At 43.4% G+C, this 21428-nt stretch carries 21 protein-coding genes and 1 tRNA gene; 14 read left to right on the plus strand and 8 right to left on the minus strand.

Annotated features, from left to right (window positions below; translation table 11 throughout):
- Positions 1-131 precede the first annotated feature (131 nt).
- A tRNA-Val gene (locus tag AT710_01035) sits at positions 132-230 on the plus strand.
- A gap of 168 nt (positions 231-398) precedes the next feature.
- Here the strand turns inward: AT710_01035 and AT710_01040 are convergent.
- Positions 399-1670, minus strand: a complete 1272-nt coding sequence (locus AT710_01040; protein ID KUO93122.1) for a glycosyl transferase — start codon at positions 1668-1670, stop codon at positions 399-401.
- A 134-nt stretch (positions 1671-1804) separates the two neighbouring features.
- Between AT710_01040 and AT710_01045 the strand changes: the two genes are divergently transcribed.
- The 7 genes from AT710_01045 (at position 1805) to AT710_01075 (ending at position 9004) form a co-directional block, all read left to right on the plus strand.
- A complete protein-coding gene (locus AT710_01045) occupies positions 1805-3253 on the plus strand; it encodes an RNA-splicing ligase RtcB (protein KUO93096.1) in 1449 nt (482 codons plus the stop codon).
- Positions 3254-3300: 47 nt separating this feature from the next.
- Entirely contained in the window at positions 3301-3933 is a 633-nt protein-coding gene (locus tag AT710_01050; protein ID KUO93097.1) for a hypothetical protein, read from the plus strand.
- A complete protein-coding gene (locus tag AT710_01055; protein KUO93098.1) occupies positions 3893-4579 on the plus strand; it encodes a hypothetical protein in 687 nt (228 codons plus the stop codon). Before AT710_01050 ends, AT710_01055 begins: the two co-directional genes overlap by 41 nt.
- Before the next feature lie 112 nt (positions 4580-4691).
- Positions 4692-5201, plus strand: a complete 510-nt coding sequence (locus AT710_01060; GenBank protein KUO93099.1) for a transcription elongation factor NusA — start codon at positions 4692-4694, stop codon at positions 5199-5201.
- A 31-nt stretch (positions 5202-5232) separates the two neighbouring features.
- Complete coding sequence (locus tag AT710_01065) at positions 5233-6519, plus strand: aspartate--tRNA(Asp/Asn) ligase (GenBank protein KUO93100.1); 1287 nt, start codon at positions 5233-5235, stop codon at positions 6517-6519.
- Positions 6520-6557: 38 nt separating this feature from the next.
- Positions 6558-7802, plus strand: a complete 1245-nt coding sequence (locus tag AT710_01070; protein KUO93101.1) for a hypothetical protein — start codon at positions 6558-6560, stop codon at positions 7800-7802.
- Positions 7803-7918: 116 nt separating this feature from the next.
- Complete coding sequence (locus tag AT710_01075) at positions 7919-9004, plus strand: saccharopine dehydrogenase (protein ID KUO93102.1); 1086 nt, start codon at positions 7919-7921, stop codon at positions 9002-9004.
- A gap of 13 nt (positions 9005-9017) precedes the next feature.
- On the opposite strand, the gene AT710_01080 is transcribed toward AT710_01075, so the two are convergent.
- Both AT710_01080 and AT710_01085 read right to left on the minus strand, forming a co-directional pair.
- Entirely contained in the window at positions 9018-10121 is a 1104-nt protein-coding gene (locus tag AT710_01080; protein KUO93103.1) for a hypothetical protein, read from the minus strand.
- Positions 10122-10167: 46 nt separating this feature from the next.
- Positions 10168-11442, minus strand: coding sequence for a hypothetical protein (locus AT710_01085; GenBank protein KUO93104.1), 1275 nt, complete (start codon positions 11440-11442; stop codon positions 10168-10170).
- A gap of 139 nt (positions 11443-11581) precedes the next feature.
- Between AT710_01085 and AT710_01090 the strand changes: the two genes are divergently transcribed.
- Together AT710_01090 and AT710_01095 are read left to right on the plus strand one after the other, a co-directional pair.
- Positions 11582-12214, plus strand: coding sequence for a hypothetical protein (locus tag AT710_01090; GenBank protein ID KUO93105.1), 633 nt, complete (start codon positions 11582-11584; stop codon positions 12212-12214).
- A complete protein-coding gene (locus AT710_01095) occupies positions 12201-12473 on the plus strand; it encodes a hypothetical protein (GenBank protein ID KUO93106.1) in 273 nt (90 codons plus the stop codon). The genes AT710_01090 and AT710_01095 overlap by 14 nt, the downstream gene beginning before the upstream one ends.
- Before the next feature lies 1 nt (position 12474).
- Here the strand turns inward: AT710_01095 and AT710_01100 are convergent, their stop codons facing one another.
- The 3 genes from AT710_01100 to AT710_01110 form a co-directional block, all read right to left on the minus strand.
- Entirely contained in the window at positions 12475-13794 is a 1320-nt protein-coding gene (locus AT710_01100; GenBank protein KUO93107.1) for a hypothetical protein, read from the minus strand.
- Positions 13791-14345 (minus strand): hypothetical protein, encoded by a 555-nt coding sequence (locus AT710_01105; GenBank protein ID KUO93108.1) that lies wholly within the window; start codon positions 14343-14345, stop codon positions 13791-13793. Before AT710_01105 ends, AT710_01100 begins: the two co-directional genes overlap by 4 nt.
- 188 nt (positions 14346-14533) lie before the next feature.
- On the minus strand, positions 14534-15052 hold the full coding sequence (locus AT710_01110; protein ID KUO93109.1) for a hypothetical protein: 519 nt from the start codon (positions 15050-15052) through the stop codon (positions 14534-14536).
- A 171-nt stretch (positions 15053-15223) separates the two neighbouring features.
- On the opposite strand from AT710_01110, the gene AT710_01115 reads away from it, so the two are divergent.
- Complete coding sequence (locus AT710_01115; GenBank protein ID KUO93123.1) at positions 15224-17203, plus strand: 3-hydroxyacyl-CoA dehydrogenase; 1980 nt, start codon at positions 15224-15226, stop codon at positions 17201-17203.
- Positions 17204-17206: 3 nt separating this feature from the next.
- On the plus strand, positions 17207-18388 hold the full coding sequence (locus AT710_01120) for an acetyl-CoA acetyltransferase (GenBank protein ID KUO93110.1): 1182 nt from the start codon (positions 17207-17209) through the stop codon (positions 18386-18388).
- A gap of 5 nt (positions 18389-18393) precedes the next feature.
- Here the strand turns inward: AT710_01120 and AT710_01125 are convergent, their stop codons facing one another.
- Both AT710_01125 and AT710_01130 read right to left on the minus strand, forming a co-directional pair.
- Entirely contained in the window at positions 18394-19188 is a 795-nt protein-coding gene (locus tag AT710_01125) for a hypothetical protein (protein ID KUO93111.1), read from the minus strand.
- Positions 19189-19264: 76 nt separating this feature from the next.
- Complete coding sequence (locus tag AT710_01130; protein KUO93112.1) at positions 19265-19576, minus strand: hypothetical protein; 312 nt, start codon at positions 19574-19576, stop codon at positions 19265-19267.
- Between the two features lie 419 nt (positions 19577-19995).
- On the opposite strand from AT710_01130, the gene AT710_01135 reads away from it, so the two are divergent.
- Positions 19996-20448 (plus strand): hypothetical protein, encoded by a 453-nt coding sequence (locus AT710_01135; protein ID KUO93113.1) that lies wholly within the window; start codon positions 19996-19998, stop codon positions 20446-20448.
- A gap of 100 nt (positions 20449-20548) precedes the next feature.
- Positions 20549-21217, plus strand: a complete 669-nt coding sequence (locus tag AT710_01140; GenBank protein KUO93114.1) for an orotidine 5-phosphate decarboxylase — start codon at positions 20549-20551, stop codon at positions 21215-21217.
- The last annotated feature ends 211 nt before the right edge of the window (positions 21218-21428 follow it).

Genomic DNA, 21428 nt, shown 5'->3' on the forward strand with positions numbered 1-21428 from the left:
CAAGGCTGGTTTTAACCTTATCGCCACAAATTAATAACAAATTTCTATTCAGAAACACGCTCGCCAAGCCAGGATCATTGCAGTCATTGGACAAGGTAAAAATTAAAAACCACAGAAAAACGCTTGAACAAGGGTCCGTAGTCTAGCGGTTAGGATACTCCCCTGACGCGGGAGAGATCCCGGTCGGGCCATGTTGCCCGGGGAAGGTTCAAATCCCGGCGGACCCACCAATCATAACAATGAATGATGATCGCGGTCCCTTATGGCAATATTCCGGCATGAAGCACTTAATATTCTCGCCCAGTGCTGCCCTGAGGCTGGAATATTATAGCTGGCTTACTGTGATCCAATGAAGGAAGGAAAATAACCCAGCTAATAATGGGAGGAGACCAGTAAAGCTAAAGAAGTTCTCTAACTATTTTACCTAATTTATCGCTGAACTCCCTTAATGAGAGGCCCCTTACCCTCGATAATGCTGAAACGGATAACTTGGAGAAAGCGGATTCATCAGTTAAGAGCCTCGCCAACGCCTCTACGGCTTCCCCCGAGTCCCGGTACCCAATCCCGTTCTCTCCCTCCCCCGCTAAATCAGTCCAAGTTCCTCCAGATGCATGTACAACTATGGGGAGGCCCCGCGACATAGCTTCAGCCACCGCTATGCCCCAATGCTCATTAATAGTGGCGTGCAGGAATGCGCGGCTTGAATCCATGATAGAGTTAATCACTGATCGTGGCGCATTAGGAATCAACCGAACTATACCGCCATCCCCCTCAGCCTCGCCAATTCCCCTAATAACCCTCAGCCTCGCTTTTCTTGCTTCTGCCTCAACCCTCTCCAAATAATTGACTTGGGTTCTCGTTGTTGCTCCCCCCATTATTATCAACTCGGCATTTGGCATCTCCTTAAATAGTCGAGGCGCTATTTCCTTAACTACCCAGTGATACCTCTTCTCCTCGCTGAATCTGCCCAGCATGACCACCTTGGGCCCCCTCTCATCGAATTCCAGTGGTTTTCCAATTATTTCCGTATTTGGAGCTATAGGGGGATTAAGGACGATGGGGTCCCCTCCATAGACTTCCTTAATGACTTTAGCGGTCCACCGGGAATTAGTTAGTACTGCGTCGGAATCTTCAAAGGGATTGCTCCTAATATAGTGGGGAAGCATGGTAGTAAATAACTTCCAATACATGTTGAGGGGGAATCGACCGTACCGCTCCATTATGTATGGGTCCTCACCATACGCTAATCCGGTACCCTTAAACTTGGGATTCACGACAATCTCCAGCGGGAAATGTATATACTCAATGATTTTAAGCGATTTATGGTACCTATACTTAAGTAGTGGCTTATAGGTTGGTTCATCTGTGAATAAGAGATCTGTATTATATCTTTTTATAGCAGTTTCAGCGGGTTTCCATGCATATAGCCTAGTCAATAATCCAAATGCCTTAATTCCGATTGATAGGGTTATTATCTTGAAGCTAGATAAATCTATCCCATACCAATCAACGTACTTACGTGGATCGAAGGAGAATGTTCCAGTTAGTATTGGATTGAAGCCGGCTTCGCTTAGGGCTATGGCTGCAGCAGCATCAACTAATTGCCCCCCACCTGGTGATCCCCAGTATCTATGGCTTACTACAGCATATCTCGCCTTACTTTTACTCATCATTACAGCATAATTATTAGGTCCATAAATAAATTTATTGCATGGATATGTAGCATGAATTGATGAGCGCCTTAAGCTGCTCATGAGTCTAGAAGCGGGAAGTTTTATAAAACGACTTTCTCCTTGAGTAACTTATGACTCCTCCATTGCGTAAGATAGATAAAAACATTTGGGAGATACCGAGGGATTATAAGCCATGCATGAAGGTCCCCGCCAGGATATTCGCTAGCGACTCATTAATTGAGAAAATGAAGAGCGACATGACGCTTGAACAGGCCGCCAATGTTGCTTGCTTGCCTGGCCTCTATAAGTATAGCATAGCGTTGCCTGATGCGCATCAGGGTTATGGTTTTCCGGTGGGCGGCGTGGCGGCGGTTGATGTGAACAGCGGTGCAATTAGTCCTGGCGGGATTGGTTATGATATTAATTGTGGAGTTAGGGTATTGAGAACCGACTTAAGCATTAATGATGTGAAGCCTAGATTACGGGAATTAGTTGATACCATTTTTAAATTAGCGCCGGCCGGCGTTGGGGAGACTGGCCATGTAAGATTATCGGTTGGGGAACTCGATCAAGTGTTAAACGAGGGGATTTCATGGGCGATAAGTCGAGGATATGGTTGGAGGGATGATCAGGATTATATTGAGCAAAACGGGAGCTGGGACTATGCGGATGCGTCTAAGGTAAGCGCGAGAGCTAAGGATAGAGGAAAAAGCGAGCTAGGCACCATAGGTTCCGGGAATCACTTCATAGAGGTGCAGGTCGTGGAGAAGATATTCGATGAGAAAGTGGCAAAGGCCTTTGGCATAAATGATGTTGGGCAAGTGATGGTGATGATACATAGCGGGTCAAGGGGTCTCGGTCATCANGTGGCAACGGACTATATAAGAATCGCCGAGGGTAAAATGAGGCAATGGGGACTCATCCTGCCGGATAGGGAGCTAGTTTCAATGCCAATCAACACGAGGGAGGCCCAGGATTACTTGCATGCCATGGCTGCAGCCGCCAATTATGCCTGGACTAATAGGCACTTGCTTATGCATTGGGTTAGGGAGGCATTTAAGAGTGTCTTTAATAGAGATCCAGACAAGTTGGGGATGAGGGTTGTCTATGATGTAGCCCATAATATAGCCAAGTTAGAGGAACATGAAATCGATGGACAAAGAAAAAGCATGTGGGTTCATAGGAAGGGCGCAACCAGGGCATTCCCAGCAGGTAGGCCTGAGATTCCGAAGATATATAGGGATATTGGCCAACCGGTTTTGATACCTGGAAGCATGGGGACGGGTTCCTATATATTAGTTGGGTCGGAGGCATCGATGAATTTAACGTTTGGCACGGCGCCTCATGGTGCAGGTAGGGTAATGAGTAGATCAGCGGCGGTGAGGATGTTGCCTCCCAGTAAGGTTAAGACCGCATTGGAGGGNAGAGGAATAATAGTTAGGAGCGCGGAGTCCGAGATAATAAGTGAGGAAGCGCCAGAGGCATATAAAGATGTGGATGCCGTAGTGGAGGTGGCGGACTCCATTGGCATGGCTAAGAAAGTGGCTAGGATGAGACCCATAGGCGTAGTAAAGGGATAATGCCTTTAATTCAATAGATTTTAATAATAGGATTCAAGTGAGCATTCATGGAGTTAAGCGATATAATAAGATCAATAGAGACTCGGATCAGCGTTGTTGATGAGACTAGGGAGCGATTATTGAAGGATACTAGGGACATAATNAGGACATCCAAGGAGGTTATCCTACGCGTGGCTAAGGGTGACCTAAATGCTGAGTCAAATAATGTCAATAAAATAATGAATCAGGTGATGAATGTTATCAACATTGCGAAGAATGTGCCCGAGGTTTATTATAGTGGCATACTGGATGGCCCGCTAGCCGAATATGCGGAGGCGATGATACTATATAATCTAGTTAAGCAGAATAAGTACCCTACGCCGGAGGAGTTAGGCATATATGATGTGCCATACCTCCTTGGGCTAGGCGATGTTGTTGGCGAACTTCGTCGCATAGTATTGGATAAGTTAAGGCTTGAAAAGTATAAGGAGGCAGAGGCATTATTTAATAGGATGGAGGAGATCTATGAGGTCCTCTCAACCCTAATTATACCAAATGCGTTGGCGCCCGGTCTTAGACCTAAGGTTGATGTGGCTAGGAAACTCGTTGATGCGACGCGGTCTGACTTATTTCTGGCCCAGGTAAAGAGGGGATTTATCAATGACGAGGATAATGAGGAGAATAAGCGAGAATTACATTAAGTCAAAGATACCTAAGGGCTTTAACCTGGATGCGGCTCGATCAATTCAGAAGCGATTAGCGGGCCTAATTGAGGAGCGCGAGTTAATGGAAAGGAGATTAGTGGCCGGAATAGATGCCGCATATGTAGGTGATGTAGCGATTAGCGCCGCGGTCGTGATTGATTCAATTAATAAATCTATAATAGATTCATCAATTGCCAAGACAAAGGTATGGTTTCCATATGTTCCTACCCTGCTTTCCTTTAGGGAATTAAAGCCGATGATTGCAGCTTATGAAGGGCTTCACGTTAAGCCGCACGTGATTATGATAGATGGTCATGGCTTTGCGCATCCCTCTCGCTTGGGAATAGCATCCCACTTCGGTGTAACTATGCAATTACCAACAATAGGAGTCGCTAAGTCGCTTTTATATGGTGAATGCGAAATCGATGATACGTATTCTCCCATACTTGATCCAATCGATCATAGCGTGATAGGCGCTATGCTGCGTTGTTCACGGAACTCAAAACCTATGTTCATAAGCATAGGTAATCTAGTGACTCTTCGGGATGCAGTTGACTTATCGAGGTCGCTTTGTGCTGGGTCATCAATGCCTCTACCAATACTGTTGGCTCATAGATTAGCCAATAAAAGCAAAAGGTCATAGCCATTATATTCTCGTAATAAGCAAGAGGGATATGGTGCGATATTTTTCCATGGACGGAGAAAGTTTTTTAATGAGTGTTTAAACGGGTTGTCATAGGTAGTGGGCGAGGGAAATGAAGATACCGTTTTGCACGTTTTGCGTCAAGTCGCGCATGTTCTGCGCTAAGTGCCAATCCTTATTGGATAGTGGGGAATATGATGAATTGGATGTGGATGTGATCGATAAGTTACTTTCAATTGAGCAGAAATATAAGCAATACTTGTCTGATGTGTCTTACAGCAAATCATACAAGGTCAGGAATCTACTGCTCATTGCCATGGTTGGCGTAAGAAACATGCCGAGAAACATCATTAAGCAGATCGAGGATGAATTAACTACAGCTCTTGGAATTACCGTTAAGTTAGTTGAGCACACAACCAGCGTTAATGATTTAGCGACTCAATTGACGTATCCTGCCAGGATTTACAGTATTTCAGTGGCTTGGTTGCCGGATGGAACTAACGAAACTATAATTAAGATACCGAAACATGAAACCAGTAGGTTGCCATTCAAGCCTACTGAGCTTGGAAAGGTTTTAAGTCGCTTGACTAATGAGAATGTTAAGGTTGAGGTTGTGGGTTAATGCTTTTTAATCACTATTGCCGTACCCCTCAATGAGGAAGCAGTGGACACGTGAAGTAGAATCAATGCCGGACGGCGCTGTGGCTNAGTTAGCTGGGTGGGTATGGGATGTCCGTGATGTTGGCAAGATACGCTTCATAATATTGAGGGATAGGGAAGGAACTGTTCAATTAACCATTAAAAGAAATGATGTGTCGCCGAAATTATGGGAAACCGCTGTGTCCCTTGCTAAGGAGGACGTGGTAGCGGTTAAGGGCATTGTTAGATCCAGTCAAATAGCTAAGCGCGGCATCGAAGTGATTCCAACAGAATTAACTGTACTTAATAAGTCGAAGCCGCTTCCAATAGATATATGGGGGAATGTTTCCCAAACGGAGCTAGATGTAAGGCTGAAATATAGGGTAGTCGACTTAAAGAGGCCCGAGTCACTTACAATATTTAGGGCATCTAGTGAGGCTGCGAGAGCCATACGTGAAACCCTTTATGGAAAGGGATTCATTGAGGTGTTTACTCCCAAGATAATATCCACAAGCACAGAAGGNGGAGCGGATTTATTTCAGGTTCAGTACTTCGAGACCGTGGCTTACTTGGCTCAGAGTCCCCAACTCTATAAGGAGGAACTGACGGCATCCCTTGAGCGCGTTTTCGAGATTGGACCTGCATATAGGGCTGAAAAGCATAGCACTACTTACCACTTGAATGAGTTCATTTCAGTTGATTTAGAGGCCGCATTCATGGATTATAGGGATGTGATGAGTATATTGGAGGATGTCGTAATCAATGTTTATTCCAGCGTAACTAAGGTTCCGGGCATCCATGAATTAAATAGTGAATTAACAGTGCCTAAGAAGCCGTTTAAGGTAGTTACGTATGATGAATCCCTAGATATATTGAGAAAGAAGGGGCTAGAGGTGAAGTGGGGTGATGACGTGCCGAAGGAGGGCCTTGAATTATTGTCAAGCGAGGTTGGTTCACCATTCTTTCTAGTGAATTTCCCAACATCGCTCAGAGCCTTCTATACAATGCCAATCGAGTCGGATCCAAGTCGTAGCCAATCCTTTGATCTAGTTATAGATGGGGTTGAGATAGTGTCCGGCGCTACTAGGATACATGATAGGCAAATGCTGGAGAAGGCCTTAATGGAGAGAGGCCTTAATCCAGCTAATTTTGAGACCCACCTTGCCGCATTTAATTGGGGCATGCCTCCCCATGCTGGGTGGGGCCTTGGCTTCTATAGGCTAATCATGGTAATGCTCCGGAGAAGCAATATACGTGAGGTAGTGCTTTTCCCCCGTGATAGAACCCGCTTGACCCCTTAGGAATCCTTTAAATCCGCTGCCTGTTTCTTGTGTCAATTATGGATGTTGCTGTTTTCACGGTTGCATCAACATTGTCCGGGGGACACCTTAGGATACTCAATGCATTATCAAGGTATCCAAAGAGACCTACATTATTTATACCCAGGAATTACTATGATGTATTGCTCCATACTTTGGAGAGGTTTTATGAGGGGCAATTCGTGGATTTCATTAAGAACAATACTATAGTGTTGCCTCCCAGGCCGTTGACTAATCCAATAGCTGCCTTATTATACATGAGGTACCTGAGGGCCGCCTTTAAGAGGGATTTTCATTATTACGATATTTTCTATGTGCCGCATGAGCATACGGATCTAGCCATGATGTTTAAGGGAATTAATCATCCATGGACAGCACTGCTTCAATTAACGCCGGCAATTGGTTCACTAGCGTATGAGGGCGATCGATCGCCCATGGAATTAATTGCAAATAATTATAGGATACAGAGCGGAATTAGGTTGCCTCAATTTATGCTTAGCGAGAAGTTAATTGAATTAAAGTTAGCTGAGGCAGTGTTTAAGGGAACAACTATTTTATCTGTTTCCCGATCCATAAGATATGAGTTGAAGAGGCTAGGGATCAATATTAGGGTTAAGCCCCTTGATCCTGGAGTTGGAGTCGATGATTGCCCCTTAAGCCTCAATAAAAAGGACATAGATGCCGTGTTCTTCGGTAGATTAATACCGGGTAAGGGCATATTTGAGTTTCTTCATGTGATTAAAAAACTAAAGGCGATGGGCTTAAACCCCATGGCGGTGATGGCCGGTCACCCCGAGAAGGAGAGTTACGTGCGGGAATTAAGGGTTAAGGCATCCAATATGGGTATTGAAGTAGATATTCGGCCTGGAGTTGAGCGAAGCGAGTTAATGAATCTAGTATCCAGGTCAAAGGTATTTATCTATCCCACTAAACTAGACTCTGTCGGGATGGTTGTACTGGAGGCCCTTAATTGCGGTGTTCCAGTGGTTACTCATGATATTCCGGCAACTAGGTTCAATTTTAAAACAAAGGCAGTGATCCGAGTCCCACTTCGTGATGTAGATTCCATGGCGTCCGCGGCGGCCTACCTTATTAAGAACGATGATGAACGCATAAGGTTGGGATTAATCGGCAAGCGATTCACGGCTAAGTATGATTGGAGCGCTGTAGCCATAACCGAGTGGGAAGCACTAAGATCAATTGCAAACAATTGGTCCATAATAAAGGAAAAGGAATATAATGGACTAGGAGTGCCAAGCAATTGATAAAACGAACGACAAACCTCGCCAAATGGCGGGGAGGAGGTCAGTCGATAAAACCGATAATATTGATGTTAAAGCTTCACGGTATTTTTAAAAGGCATTCCTCGCCTAATCACTTAATGGGTAAAATAATAGTCCTTGGGCTTGGTTCAATGGGTAGGGCAGCGGCGTATTACTTAGCTAATTACACCAATAACCAGGTTAAGGGATTTGATGCATCAATTAAGGCAGTGCAAGAAGCATCCGCCCTTGGTTTGAATGCTGCTCAGGCCGATGTATTAAGTAACATTAAGCAATTGATTAGTGATAGCGATGCAGTAATAAGCGCGCTTCCCCAATCGATAGCGGATGAGGTCGTTAATGAGGTTCATGCGGCTGGTGTTCCAGTGATAGACATGATATATATGTGGAAATACGATGAATCAAAGGCAAGATCATTAAGTAGTGGTTCCATAGTTATACCGGCATGCGGTTGGGCTCCTGGATTAACTAATCTGTTGGCTGCAGCTGCAGTTAATGAATTGGATGAGGCAAAGGAATTGGGGATCCATGTTGGAGGAAACCCTATTAATCCTGCTCCTCCATTGTATTACTCATTGCTTTTTTCGCTGGAAAGCACAATAGACGAGTATGTAAGGCCAGCCACGATTATACGAGATGGTAATCCAGTATTAGTCAATCCATTGGATACTATTAAGCCCTTTGAGACGTCACTAATGAAGGGGGAANTCGAGGAATTCTATACAGATGGATTATCAACATTAGTGAAGACGCTTAATGTGAAGAATATGTATGAATTAACCATTAGGTGGAAGGGCCACTTACAAGCCATGAAATTATTAAGGGATATCGGAATACTTAGCGATAAGGAACTTGCAGCAAAGGTATTAAGCTCTGCATTGAACAGAGGCTCTCAAGACTTCTCNATAACAGNGGTTGAGGCCCGAGGCTTCATTAATGGCGAGGATGCAATGGTGAGGTACGAGGGGATCGATTATGCATCGGGGCAATTTACATCAATGGCCAGATTAACGGGCTTCTTCGCCGCTGAAGTAGCTAAATTATTGCTTGAAGGATATATAAGGGGAAGCGGATTAACTCCCGTGGAGACCATATACAGCGGTGACCTTTTAGAACTAATTCTAAGCGATTTGAGGAGGGATGGAATAAAGTTTTGGAGAGTAGAACGGCAATTGGCGGAATAAGAACATCAATTCCTCAGTGATTAGATGCCTTACTGATCCCGAGTAGTATTGATCCGGCTATTACGAGCGCTAGTGACGATGATCCAAGCACTAGATACGCATGCTCGAAGCCGTATTCTAGCAGTGCCCCAATCAAGTATGGGGATATCGTTCCTCCTAATTGAGTCATGAAGTTAAGGAATGCGCTAGTAGTTCCTATGTGACTTGATGATCTGGATGATGCAAGTGATGGCGATGCATAAAATCCATACATGAAGCCCATCATCAACATCAAGAGTTCCTGAACTATGAAGGGCATCCAATAAATCGTTAATATTGATATCGCTATTGCGCCGGAGCCAAATATGCTGGGCCCAACATACCCTAACCTATCCCCCACGATGCCTCCCATTATTGTACCAATTGAGCCTAGAATAGTGGAAGTGAATACATATAATCCACTGCTTGATGCTGATGCGTGAAGGACATGCACTGAGTAATATGTAGCCCACGCAATGAATCCAAGGTAAGAGAAACCAGCGGCTAATCTTATCAATCCCATTCCAATAACATTGATTCCAAATCTATTTGATGCGCCATGCTTAGCCGCTTCGGGTTCTATCATTATGGCCGGAATTAAGGCTACCAATAATGATACTGAATATAGTATAAAGGGAATCGCCATATTAATTGCGTATAAAATGGGAGTTAAGGCTATTGAGATGGATGATGCAATGAAGAATGCGCTTTGGTAGATTCCCACAGCTAATCCGCTTTTCTCTTGGCTTGAAATAAGCTGGCTAACCAGCGCTACATAAATCATAGCGGATAATGAGCCGGCGACGAATTGAGCGATCAGTAGCGACTCATATGATTTAATTAATATTGGATATGCAAGAAAAATCACGGCTAATGAGACGCCCATTATCAATATCTTTCTATGGCCAACCCTATCTACGATGATTCCACTGGGCAGCATGAATGCAGTGTATCCAAGCCAATATGACGTGACCAATAAGCCCTCCATTGCCGTCCTTATATTCATAATAGAGCCAAGAAAGGGCAGCAGCGAGGGAACGGTGAACCTAATCATAACTATTACGAAGAACAGGAAGAAGGCGGCAGCAAGCCTCTTCACAATATAGTAAGGTTGAAACCGGTTTTTATCGATTCCCCTCGCAAGTTTAGCCATGATTTTTACTAATTAATATGGCGATTATCCAGAAAATCAACAATATAATTAATACCTCAATATATTGATATGCAATGCTTGGCTTTAACGGCGCTGCCTCGTTACTTATAGTTATGGCATGCATAGTTAAGTTAGGCGGAGTCACGGTTGTGTATAATTCGTTGAATGATGGAACTCCCAAGGCAATAATTGCCGAGTTGCCGCTCCATTTAGACGTCACATTCTGCGCGCCCTCCATTGTGTCTGCCCCGAAATTCCATGCACTAGGGGGCATATCCATTGATGTTCCATTGATTATAAATAGGGACATGGTGGCCCTAAGCGATTTAAATGATGCAATGCTGGAGTTGCCTGAGCCTCCGACAACAAGCTCAGCATCATAAAGGCCACTAAATGGCGTTAGTTCCCCTCCATTCACAATAAATCTAGCTGGTCCTGGAAGCTTAATGTATAATTGCCAATTCCAATCACTTGAGTTAAGCTGAATCATTAAGTAGTATCCACTTTCATTTCTAGTGATATTATCCATTAAAGTTGCGATTAATGGATATGAGATATTCCCCAATGCTCGGCTAGCATAAAGGTATTTCCCTTCATTAATTAACGGCCCCTCCAGCGGCTGGCCNCTCTCATTCCATATATTTATTATTCCAACTAATTTTCCGCTATAATAATCCAATGCATCCTGAATGAAGTAGATAGAGCCATTGGCCTCCAAATTGCCATTAAGCTGAATGCCGTAACTCCTTGAATCCGCATTCATAATAGCTACATTACCAATTAAACCGGTGCAATTATACTTATATAGGACTAGGGAACCATTGCTCAGGGATACCCCATAATCAGCAATACCAATTGCCATATCCGGCCTCACTGCCTCCAGTGGATTCACCCCTTCATATACTAATGATTTTGATAATACTAAGCCATTGGATATTATTAGCAATGCATAGGATCCATTGGGGAGAAGCACATTACCATTTATGTCGTTCCCATTCCCACTAAAATAGGTATATATACTGCCCCTAGTATAGTTACTTAGCTCGCTGAGGGGTATTACGTAAACGCTTGTGGTTGNATTAGAGGTTATATTTATTTTAATTAGGCCGGCGGAATTCAAGAAGAAGCTTTGATAAAAGGCTCCATTTATGACTTTGCTCATCGATAGATTAATAGAAAGGAGCTGGGGTTGGGCAATAACATAACTTGCCTTAATCGATCCAGNAATTGCCAATATCAGTAGGGCAATAAGTACTGTTTTCCTCACGATGTCGTGATGAATTGNAATGCATTATAAAGTTATTTCTGAATTATGGTTAGCGGCTGACTGCATTCANGCCCTAAGGGGGGAGGCTTTCAATCTTTTGGCAATTATGGGACCCAGTTAAAGATAAAAAGCTAAAATCATGATACGTGGATACGTGGATCCCATAGTTTACTTAGTGCTTGGGATTGGCGTTGCTTATTTGATTATTGGAGTCATGCTGGCCTATTACGCATTAAATGCATTTCGCATTCTCCGCGATTCGAGGCTTATAGGTCTAATGCTTGGTTTTTTATTATTGGGTTTATCAGTGCTCATTGAAAGCGCATTATCGCTGATTTATAGCGTAGAGAGAATTGNTTATCTCTATTCCCATGTGGCTTTTATGCATGAACCCCTAGTTGCAGTGATCTATAACGTGATTACTCTAGCAGCATATGTTGCTTTTGCATACTCGGTCACAAATATTGGGATCGCGGCATCGCCTCTGCTGTTAATGAGGTTGTACACTAATCAATTAATGCAAGTGATAACTCCTGCAATTCAATTATATGTTGCGCTGATGTTATGGATAAATTATTATAAGGGAAATTCACTTGTTGTATCAAATGCATTGGCGTTCACATTATTATTCATCGATAACTTTGTGCTTCAAGCAATGATTAATATAGTATCCTCGTTCTGGGCATTGTTGACATACTTCATTATTCGTTTGCTTGGCCTTGTTTTTCTAGTCAATGGATTGATAAAAGTGAATGCGAATGCGGGACAGTAAGAAGAAGAGAAGCAGGATAGAGATTATTGCGGATATCCTAAAGTATCTGGATAATAATGGCTGCTCTAGACCAACCAGGATGTCCACCGCGCTTAATCTTTCCTATGATAAATTAATGGATTATGTGAAGGAATTAGCGGCTAAGGGCATGATAGAGACAAATATTGAGGGGATATGCATAACCTCAAGGGGTCTTCAATTCCTAAGGGAATACATTAGATGGAGCAGCTTCGCTAAATCATTTGGAATCGATATATAATTCATCCCTCCGGCATTAATTGCCTAGCCGCTATGATTAAGGGATCCCATGCAGTTGAGAGAGGCGGCAAGTAACCCAGTTCAGCAAAGAATAGATCCTTAATGCTTAAACCATGCTGTATCGATATTGCCAAGGCATCAATGCGGGCCAGCACGCCCTCATTGCCTATAACCTGTGCCCCAATTATTTTATCATTGGCATCACTGATCAGCTTAATCCATATCCATCCGCCGCCTGGATAATATCTAGACCTGGTTCGTGCCTTTATGATAGTGGATTTAGGCTTTAACCCAGCATTAATGGCTTCGCTTTCCTTAACCCCGGTTGATCCTATTTCGAGATCCATATACCTAGTTAGGCCAGTGAGGACAACGCCTGGAAAAATAATATCGCCCCCACCTGCATTAACTCCAGCCACATAACCCATCTTATTGGCAACTGGACCAAAGGGTGCCATAACTCTTTTTCCAGTCACTAAATTAATCGTTTCAACGACATCGCCGGCGGCGAATATATTGCCTTGGCTAGTCCTCATGTGATCATCAACTAATATGCCGCCATCCTTGCCAATGCTTAACCCAAAATCACGTGCGAGTTCCGAGTTGGGGCGTATCCCAGTCGCAATTACAACTATATCGCCCTCAAAATTATCCTCACTGGTTTCAANAATGGTCTTGCCATTGTTTCCCCTACTTATTGCCCGTAAATCAGCATTCTTTACTAATATAATATCCCTTACTAATCGCTCCTCAACTATATTAGCCATTTCTGGATCAAGCATCTTGGAAAGTACTTGCCTAGACCTAGTAACTATGGTGACCCGCTTCCCAAGATTAACTAAAGCCTCGGCTAACTCGATGGCGATGAGACCGCTTCCAATTATCACCACATCATTTGCGTTCCAGAGTCTATGCTTAGCTTGCCCGGCATTAATGGGATGGTGAATTGTCAGTACGTTGCCGCTGATGGGCACATCTGGTAGGCGGGGTCTTGCACCGGTTGCTATTATCAATTTATCGAACTCGATAAGTCTCTTTTCATTTTTGTTCTCAATCAGTACCTCGCCGTCCCGTATTTCAATTGCTCTGCTATTTATCAATATATTTATGTTTCTATCAATGGCGAATTGAGATGGAGTATACGCGCTTAATAGTGATTCATCGGAGAATAGTCCCTCTATATAGTATGGTATGCCGCATGGCGCATGGGAAATGATGCTGCTCTCCTCTATCACAGTTACCTGTGCGTCTCTGCTTAATTTCCTGATGCGTGAGGCGGCGCTCATTCCGGCGGCTCCGCCGCCAATTATGACTATTTTCACAATAGATTCACTTCGCTTATATCCTCATAAATAGGGCCTTGAGGCGTTAATGTGCTTTTCTTTAGCTTTATGCTCTTAATATCTTGCCATCCGAAATCCATGTTCTGCCATTGGTTAATGACTTGGATCAATTTATTTCTATTTCTACCACTTCTAACCCTAGCCATTGTTATATGAGGAGAGAAACCCTCATCTTTATCTCTGCCAACTAAGTCCTTTATCAACTCTTCAATTGAATCATGAAATAATGCCGCTTCATTACTTCCTTCAGATATTCCAACCCATACTACGCGTGGATAATCCAAATTTGGGAACGCACCAACACCAACTAGATGCATCCTAAAGCTGTTTCCAGATAATTGAGATAACTTATTGGCTATCTGTGGGGCCAAGGCATCCCTTACCTCTCCAATGAATCTAAGCGTTACATGTAGGTTACTTAGTTCAACTATTTTTAGATCGGCTTCGCTGTTCTTCAATGCGTTTTGGAACTTCTTTAACTTATCCAGTATTTCCGGGTTATCTATGTCCACTGCTATGAAGAGTCTCATGAAATAATCCAGTTAGTGGGATTAATAAGAGAAGCGATAATCTGACCTCCTCCCCACCCTGAAGGGCGAGTTTTGCCGTTCGTTTTATCAGCAATGGAGAGTCATTAATCGCTTGATGTTAGGGTAATATTAATGCTGAGCGATATTTATGAAGCAAACATGCCTAGTCCCTCAAAGGTCCAGAGTGATCAGAGCTTAGATATATTGCGTATCCATCGTCCCAGCAGTTCGCAAGTGTCTGGGCTAACGTGTCCTCCTTTTCCGCAGTCCTTTATATAGGGGCAATAAAAGCACGGTATTGACATGAGCAGCTCTATATCAGTACCCATGCCGGTCTTCATGCCCTCAACAAGGGCCTTTGCCCTCTTCACGCCTGCATCAGTTAATCTAACGACATATTGGCTTCGCTTGTCTCCACCAACCTTATCTCGCTCTATTAATCCTCTCCTCTCTAGTTTGCTGAGCGCAGGTATTCCGGATTTGCTGTTTATTCCCGCCATTCGCCATAAGTCCCTTTGATTATATTGATTTCCAAGTTTTATTAGCGCTATTAAGATCTTGCTCTCATTCTCATCTAATTCCCCATACTCATCCTCCCCGCTCATTGAACGTTCGTTTAATGCTTTATTAAAAATGTTGTGTTTTCTTTCGTATTCATTCTTTATTCTACTGGTATAGAATATAATATAGTAAACATTAAAATCCATCTTTATTAGAAAACGATTTCATCATTTTAATCAACATAATAATAACCATAAAATAGAAGTGCCTATTATATTAGTAAAATTTTTTAAACGGTAATTGCAGGCGTAGAGTTGTATGTGGACGGGTGATTCAATGTGGATATAAAGAATGTGGCGGTAATAGGAGCTGGAGAAATGGGGCACGGAATAGCTGAGCTATTCGCAATTAATGGCTTTAATGTAAATCTAATGGATGCCTATGAAGATGCGCTAAAGAAAGGGCTCGCCAGGATAAGGGAGAGCCTAAACAAGCTTGCCGAGAAGGGAAAGGTAGGTAACGTGGATGATATAATGAGTAGGATAAAGACATTTACCGATATTCAATCCGCCGTTAAGAACGTTGATCTGGTTGTTGAGGCAGTTCCAGAATTACTCGATCTAAAAATAAAAGTATTCAAAGACGTAGATGCTGCGGCTCCAAGACATGCAATACTTGCATCCAATACCAGCAATATAAGGATAAGCGACTTAGCTGCAGCAACATCAAGGCCGGAAATGGTTGTTGGAATGCATTTCTTCAATCCTCCCGTCGTAATGAAGCTGGTTGAGGTCATAAGGGGATCCAAGACAAGCGATGAAGCATTTCAAGCAATATTTGATCTTTCCAAAACCCTTGGAAAGACTCCGGTTAAGGTGCTTAAGGACTCGCCCGGCTTCATAGTGAATAGGATTCAGGCACCAGAGCTTCTTTTATTGTGCTTGATCCAGGACAAGGGCGTAGCAACGCCGGAGGAAGTTGATGCCTTATTGCTTGGGCAAGGTCTCCCCATGGGAGCCTACGAATTGCTTGACTTCGTTGGAATAGATGTTGTTTATCATAGCATGGAGTACTTCTCCAAGGCCTTATCAGGCGATTACGGTAAATGCGTCACAATAAAGAAGATGTATGAGGAAAAGAGGCTCGGCAAGAAGACTGGCAAGGGGTTCTATGATTGGAGCAAGGGGAGGCCATCCATAGATATAATGAAGGTCACCAATAAGGTTGGTCTCCTTGATTTCTTTGCGGTGGAAATAAATGAGGCAGTTAAGGTGCTTGAGGAGGGAGTGGCTGAGAAGCCGGAGGACGTGGATACCGCCGTCATGCTTGGATTAAATAGGCCATTTGGTCCCTTCAGTGTAGCTAAGAGTCTAAGTAATGAGGAAGTGAAGGCTAAACTGGAATCCCTCGCTAACGAGTTTGGAGTGGATGTTTTCAAGCCGACGAGGTCAATAGTTGAGGGAAAATTACGTGAAGTCGCGCAGGGTCGCGTTAAATTCATAATGGAGCAGCCTCAACAATCAATAACTAGGGAAGCTCGACAGGAGCAAGCTACTAAGCCAGGAGNTGGAGTGGGCCAATTCGAAACCATTAAAGTCGAGAAATTCGATTTCAAGGTTGCCCGCATAAGTTTGAATAGGCCTAAGTATAATACAATAAATGGCAAGGTTCTCGATGAACTTAACGCAGCAATAGATGCCCTTTGGGATGATCCGGAGATCAACGTCGTCATAATAACCGGTGTAGGCGATATTATGTCAGCTGGCGCAGACTTAACGGGCTTCTACTTCTCCAATCCATTGCAATTCACCGAGTTCTCTAGAAAGGGGGAGAGGACATTTAGGAGATTAATGGAGATGCCTAAACTCACCATTGCTGCAATAAAGGGTTACGCTTTGGGCGGTGGCCTTGAATTATCATTAGCATGCGATTTACGGGTTGCCACAGAGGATTCGCAAATAGGATTCCCAGAAGTAACCCTGGGCTTAATACCGGGTTGGGGTGGTACCCAGAGAGCCGTCAAGTTGATTGGCATCAGCAGGGCTAATCAATTAGTGTTGACCGGCGAACGAATAAGCGCTAAAATAGCGCATGAGTGGGGATTAATTAATGTGCTGTTTCCAAGAGATGGCTTTGATGATAGGGTGCTTCAATATGCAAAGGATATAGCCGCCAAGGTAGCGCCAATATCGGTTGCATTAGCCAAGAGACTCACAAATAAGGCTGGTGAAGTAGCTAGCGATGTTGGTCTAGAGATGGAGGCCACCGCGATGGGTTTATTATTCTCCACGGAGGATCTAAAGGAGGGAATAATGGCGTTTTCACAAAAGAGGCAACCAAACTTTAAGGGGAGATGAGGAATGGATGTCTATATAGTTGATTTCCTTAGAACCGCCTTCTCCCGCTCTAGGCCTAATGAGCCGGAGAAGGATGTATTTAATTCGATTAGAATGGATGAGGCGCTGGCCAAGCTAATTAAGGAAGTAGTGAATAGGACCGGAGTTAATCCCAAGGAGATCGGCGACGTAATAACGGGATGCGCCCTACAGGCTGATGAGAATTGGCTATACGCAGGCCGGCACCCTGTCTTTCTGGCTAATCTGCCAATCGAGGTTCCAGCAATGGCTGTTGATAGGGCATGCGCATCAAGCATGACATCTATATCTATTGGAGCAATGGAAATAATGACGGGCAATTCGGATATAGTGCTTGCAGGCGGCATGGAGCACATGACTCATGTGCCTATGAGCAATAATCCACATGTAGCCATAAACTTCAAATTAATGACTGATCCCCATTATGCGCATTTACAAATGGGAATCGGCTACAACATGGGATTAACTGCAGAGAATTTGGCCCGCTATGCCAAGATACCTAAGGATGAAATGGATCAATTAGCCTATAGGAGCCACATGCTTGCCGCTAAGTCCCTTGATGAGGGTTGGTTCAAGGGCGAGATACTGCCACTGGAAGTGGAGTACCAAGGAAGAAGGATAGTGGTGGATAAGGATCAAAGCATTAGGCCAGACACTACCCTGGAGCAAATAGCTAAATTGCCTCCGGCATTCATGGCGAATGGCGTAATCACCGCCGGCAATTCATCCCCGCTAAATGCAGGAGCATCACTGGTAATGTTGATGTCCGAGNAGAAGGTCAAGGAATACGGATTAAAGCCGCTTGCTAAAATACGATCAATGGGGTGGGCTGGGGTTCATCCAGCCTTAATGGGCATGGGCCCTGTGCCGGCCAGTCAAAAGGCGCTTCAACGCGCCGGTTTGAAGCCTGAGGATATAGATTATTGGGAAATAAATGAGGCATTCGCGGTTGTTGTTCTATATGCAATTAAGCAGCTTGGGATCGACATAAATAAGGTGAATATTCATGGGGGAGCAATAGCAATTGGACACCCATTAGGCGCAACCGGGGCAAGAATAACAGGAACATTGGCTAGAATATTAAATGAGAAGGGCAAGAATCTTGGTGTGGCTNCTCTTTGTGTTGGAAGTGGCCAGGGGTTCTCAATAGTTTTGGAGCGGGCGTAATAAAATTAAATGTATAAAACAATCCCTATTTTCTCCATTAATTCCCTGTATCGGCTTCTTATTGTAACATCAGTGACATTAGCTATGCTTGCCACATCCCTCTGCTTAGTTTTTACTCCGAAAACCATCATAGCTATGTATACTGCAGCCGCTGCAACAGAGTATGAGGATTTGCCATTCAATAATCTCTTATCATGCGCCTTGTTCAATATCTCTATCACGAAGCTATATATGGTCTTCTTCTCTATTGAACCAGTATTAATTGAATTAACTAGGGACGAAACATACTTCGCCACATCGCTCCCATTGATTTGAACCTTATCATTAGTTAATTGCTTTATCTTTGTTATTGTCCTATTAAGTCCATGCCCCTCTATTCCAGTTATCTTAATTAATGTCTTTAGTCTACATGGTATGCCCCACTTCTTGCAGTTTAAGTATGTTAATGCAACCGCCGTCTCACGTAGCCTCCCCTTATAGCCATTCTCGGCCAGCCTTCTATATTCGGTTATCACGCTGGATAAAATGAAGCTCGGAATTGATGACCTAGTTATTATTTGTTTAACGACATGCCTTATGGTTGCGACATTGCGCTCTATATTATTAGATCTAATTATGGCTTCTATTTTTCGCTCAAATCCTAATCTACGCTGCTTACCAAGCATTTGCCCCATCTTCAGTAATCCTATGCCATAATGGGGCTGCGTCTCATCAATCACTTGAGCGCGCGCCTTGCTCGGCCTATCCCCGAAATCGCGCCACTCGGCTCCTAAATCAATACGGGGTACTTCTTTAAGCACAGTGCCGCATTTAGCGCAGACTAATTCGCCTGTTTCTCCGTCATAGGCTATCTCGGTCGAACCACAGGCCTTACACTTAAATTCTTCTGCTTCCTCCATAGTGCCTCCCCCTTCTTTTTCCTTCCTTGCCTGACTTTCTGCTTTGCTTTTCGAGGCTCCTCGCATCAACATATATTGGTTTGCCTATTATGAATGATGGGTCCTCCTGGTTGGCCTTTATCAATCCATAAGGTGACTTAACGGGTCCAATCACATCATATAACGATCCCACGCGTTTCATTCCATAATCAAATACCTGAATGCCGAGAGGGGGAACCATGACTAGACGGGCAACTATCTTACCATCATTAGCAACGTGAATCGCATCACCTATTTTCTTTAGAGACATGACGTATACGGGTCCCTCCCCATTTTTAAGTATAATACGATCAAACTTTTAGATAACTTTCCTGCCTGTATCCATGAATTATTAGCATATTATGGGTAATGATGCCATATGATTATGCATTTATAAAAATCAATAATAATTGAAAAATAATCATAGGCCCCAATACGTATACTTCGAATTAATGCCTGTTTAATCCCTATTATGGGAGCCCATTATGAAGGGGAACTAAATCGATGTATTACGCATCTAATTCCCCTTAGTTCTAATGAGCAGGATTTATAGGTAAAACGAATTGTTATCCTAGCCCATTAAGACGGGGGGAGACCTGCGATGCCCTTTAATGTCGATGAAAGGCTAGTGCGTTTAGGCACAGTAAATTCAAGGTAACCTTTTTAAATATGCCGAGTTGAATTGGTAGCATGGAAAATCAGCAGACCCCAGTAGAGACTGGTGATGTGGATATACTCTATTTTAAGAGCCTTCATGATTTTCTATTATATCTTGATCAATTGATAAATGATAATCAGAGAAAAGCAGAGGCCATAAATAAAGACTTGGAGGCACTCAAGGGACGTGTTGATAAGTTTGAAGCCATTCAGAGAATAATAGAGGAATTATTAGAGAAGAATAAGGAGGTGCTTCCAACGGCGATAGAGTTAACGGGCCTCAAGATATACATTGACCCGAGGCCCACGGATGAGTATGATATATTAAAGGAAGGCCTTGACTCAATAACTGATAGAAATACGGTGCTGAGGAAAATTAAGGATATAGTGGATATACTTCAAACAAAAATAGGCCAAAGCGATACGACAATAATAGTGGAGATGAGAAACGGAGTCCCAGTCAAGATACTATTTAGAGGCTGGTAATGAGGCTCTTTCAAGATTTAATTTTAAAATAGCGAAGAGCTGGGAGATTGTCTCTCACATCATGGTATTACTTATAATACACTAGCTGTGGGGCATATCCATGAAGCTTCAGGTCGCGCTCGATTTAGTGGATATAGAGGTTGCTGTGGGCATGGCTAAGACCCTATATATTGGTAATGCGGTTGATGTGCTTGAGGCCGGCACTCCCCTAATAAAATCAAGTGGGATGTATGCTGTATCCAGGCTTCGGGCTTGTTGCAGGAATGCAGTCATTTTTGCGGACTTGAAGACAATGGATGCTGGTTCAATAGAGGTTAAGATGGCTGCCGATGCTGGGGCCGATATGGCAAGCGTATTGGCCGCGGCTCCTCTGGAGACCATAATAGAATTCATAAAGTCAGCGTCATCAAATGGAATAAAATCGATAGTTGACTTCATAGGAATAACAAATATAGATGATAGATTAAGTGAAATACTAGCATCAGGAGTAAGGCCGGACTTCATTGGTTTACATGTTGGGATAGATATACAGAGGCGCACTGGATTAACAGCAGCTAATCTGGTTAATGAGGCAATTAAAATAAAGGAAAAATACGGTATTCAAGTAACTATAGCTGGGGGCATAAATGAGAAAATTGCCGCAGCAATAGCAGGTAAAGATATAGATATAGTGGTTGTGGGGAATGCCATAACCGGAGCTGATGATCCGTTATCCTCTGCAATCAGAATACGACGCGCATTAGGAATCGAATCTAGGGCCTCCAAATAAATATCTAAACCCCCTAAGATACCCTAAGAGGCGAGTATTGCCTCCCCTTATAATTATTAAAAAGAAAGTTTTTGAGCTAGAAGGGACTTTTTGAGCGGTTAAAAGGATGGAGTACCTCATTAATGAGGATCAAGTGATAATGAGAGCAGCAATCGCTTTTTAGGGGAGGCCACGCTGGGCTAAACACTTTATTAAAGAGTTACCTAATCGG

Origin of the sequence: Thermocladium sp. ECH_B (assembly GCA_001516585.1) — an archaeon.
Taxonomy (GTDB): domain Archaea; phylum Thermoproteota; class Thermoprotei; order Thermoproteales; family Thermocladiaceae; genus Thermocladium.

What these genes read in the sequence shown, in the direction of transcription:
- AT710_01040 (KUO93122.1), bottom strand. Translation starts at nt 1,670, where the DNA reads ATGAGTAAAAGTAAGGCGAGATATGCTGTAGTAAGCCATAGATACTGG.
- AT710_01055 (KUO93098.1), top strand. Translation starts at nt 3,893, where the DNA reads ATGACGAGGATAATGAGGAGAATAAGCGAGAATTACATTAAGTCAAAG.
- AT710_01060 (KUO93099.1), top strand. Translation starts at nt 4,692, where the DNA reads ATGAAGATACCGTTTTGCACGTTTTGCGTCAAGTCGCGCATGTTCTGC.
- AT710_01070 (KUO93101.1), top strand. Translation starts at nt 6,558, where the DNA reads ATGGATGTTGCTGTTTTCACGGTTGCATCAACATTGTCCGGGGGACAC.
- AT710_01095 (KUO93106.1), top strand. Translation starts at nt 12,201, where the DNA reads ATGCGGGACAGTAAGAAGAAGAGAAGCAGGATAGAGATTATTGCGGAT.
- AT710_01105 (KUO93108.1), bottom strand. Translation starts at nt 14,345, where the DNA reads ATGAGACTCTTCATAGCAGTGGACATAGATAACCCGGAAATACTGGAT.
- AT710_01110 (KUO93109.1), bottom strand. Translation starts at nt 15,052, where the DNA reads ATGGATTTTAATGTTTACTATATTATATTCTATACCAGTAGAATAAAG.
- AT710_01130 (KUO93112.1), bottom strand. Translation starts at nt 19,576, where the DNA reads ATGTCTCTAAAGAAAATAGGTGATGCGATTCACGTTGCTAATGATGGT.
- AT710_01135 (KUO93113.1), top strand. Translation starts at nt 19,996, where the DNA reads ATGGAAAATCAGCAGACCCCAGTAGAGACTGGTGATGTGGATATACTC.
- AT710_01140 (KUO93114.1), top strand. Translation starts at nt 20,549, where the DNA reads ATGAAGCTTCAGGTCGCGCTCGATTTAGTGGATATAGAGGTTGCTGTG.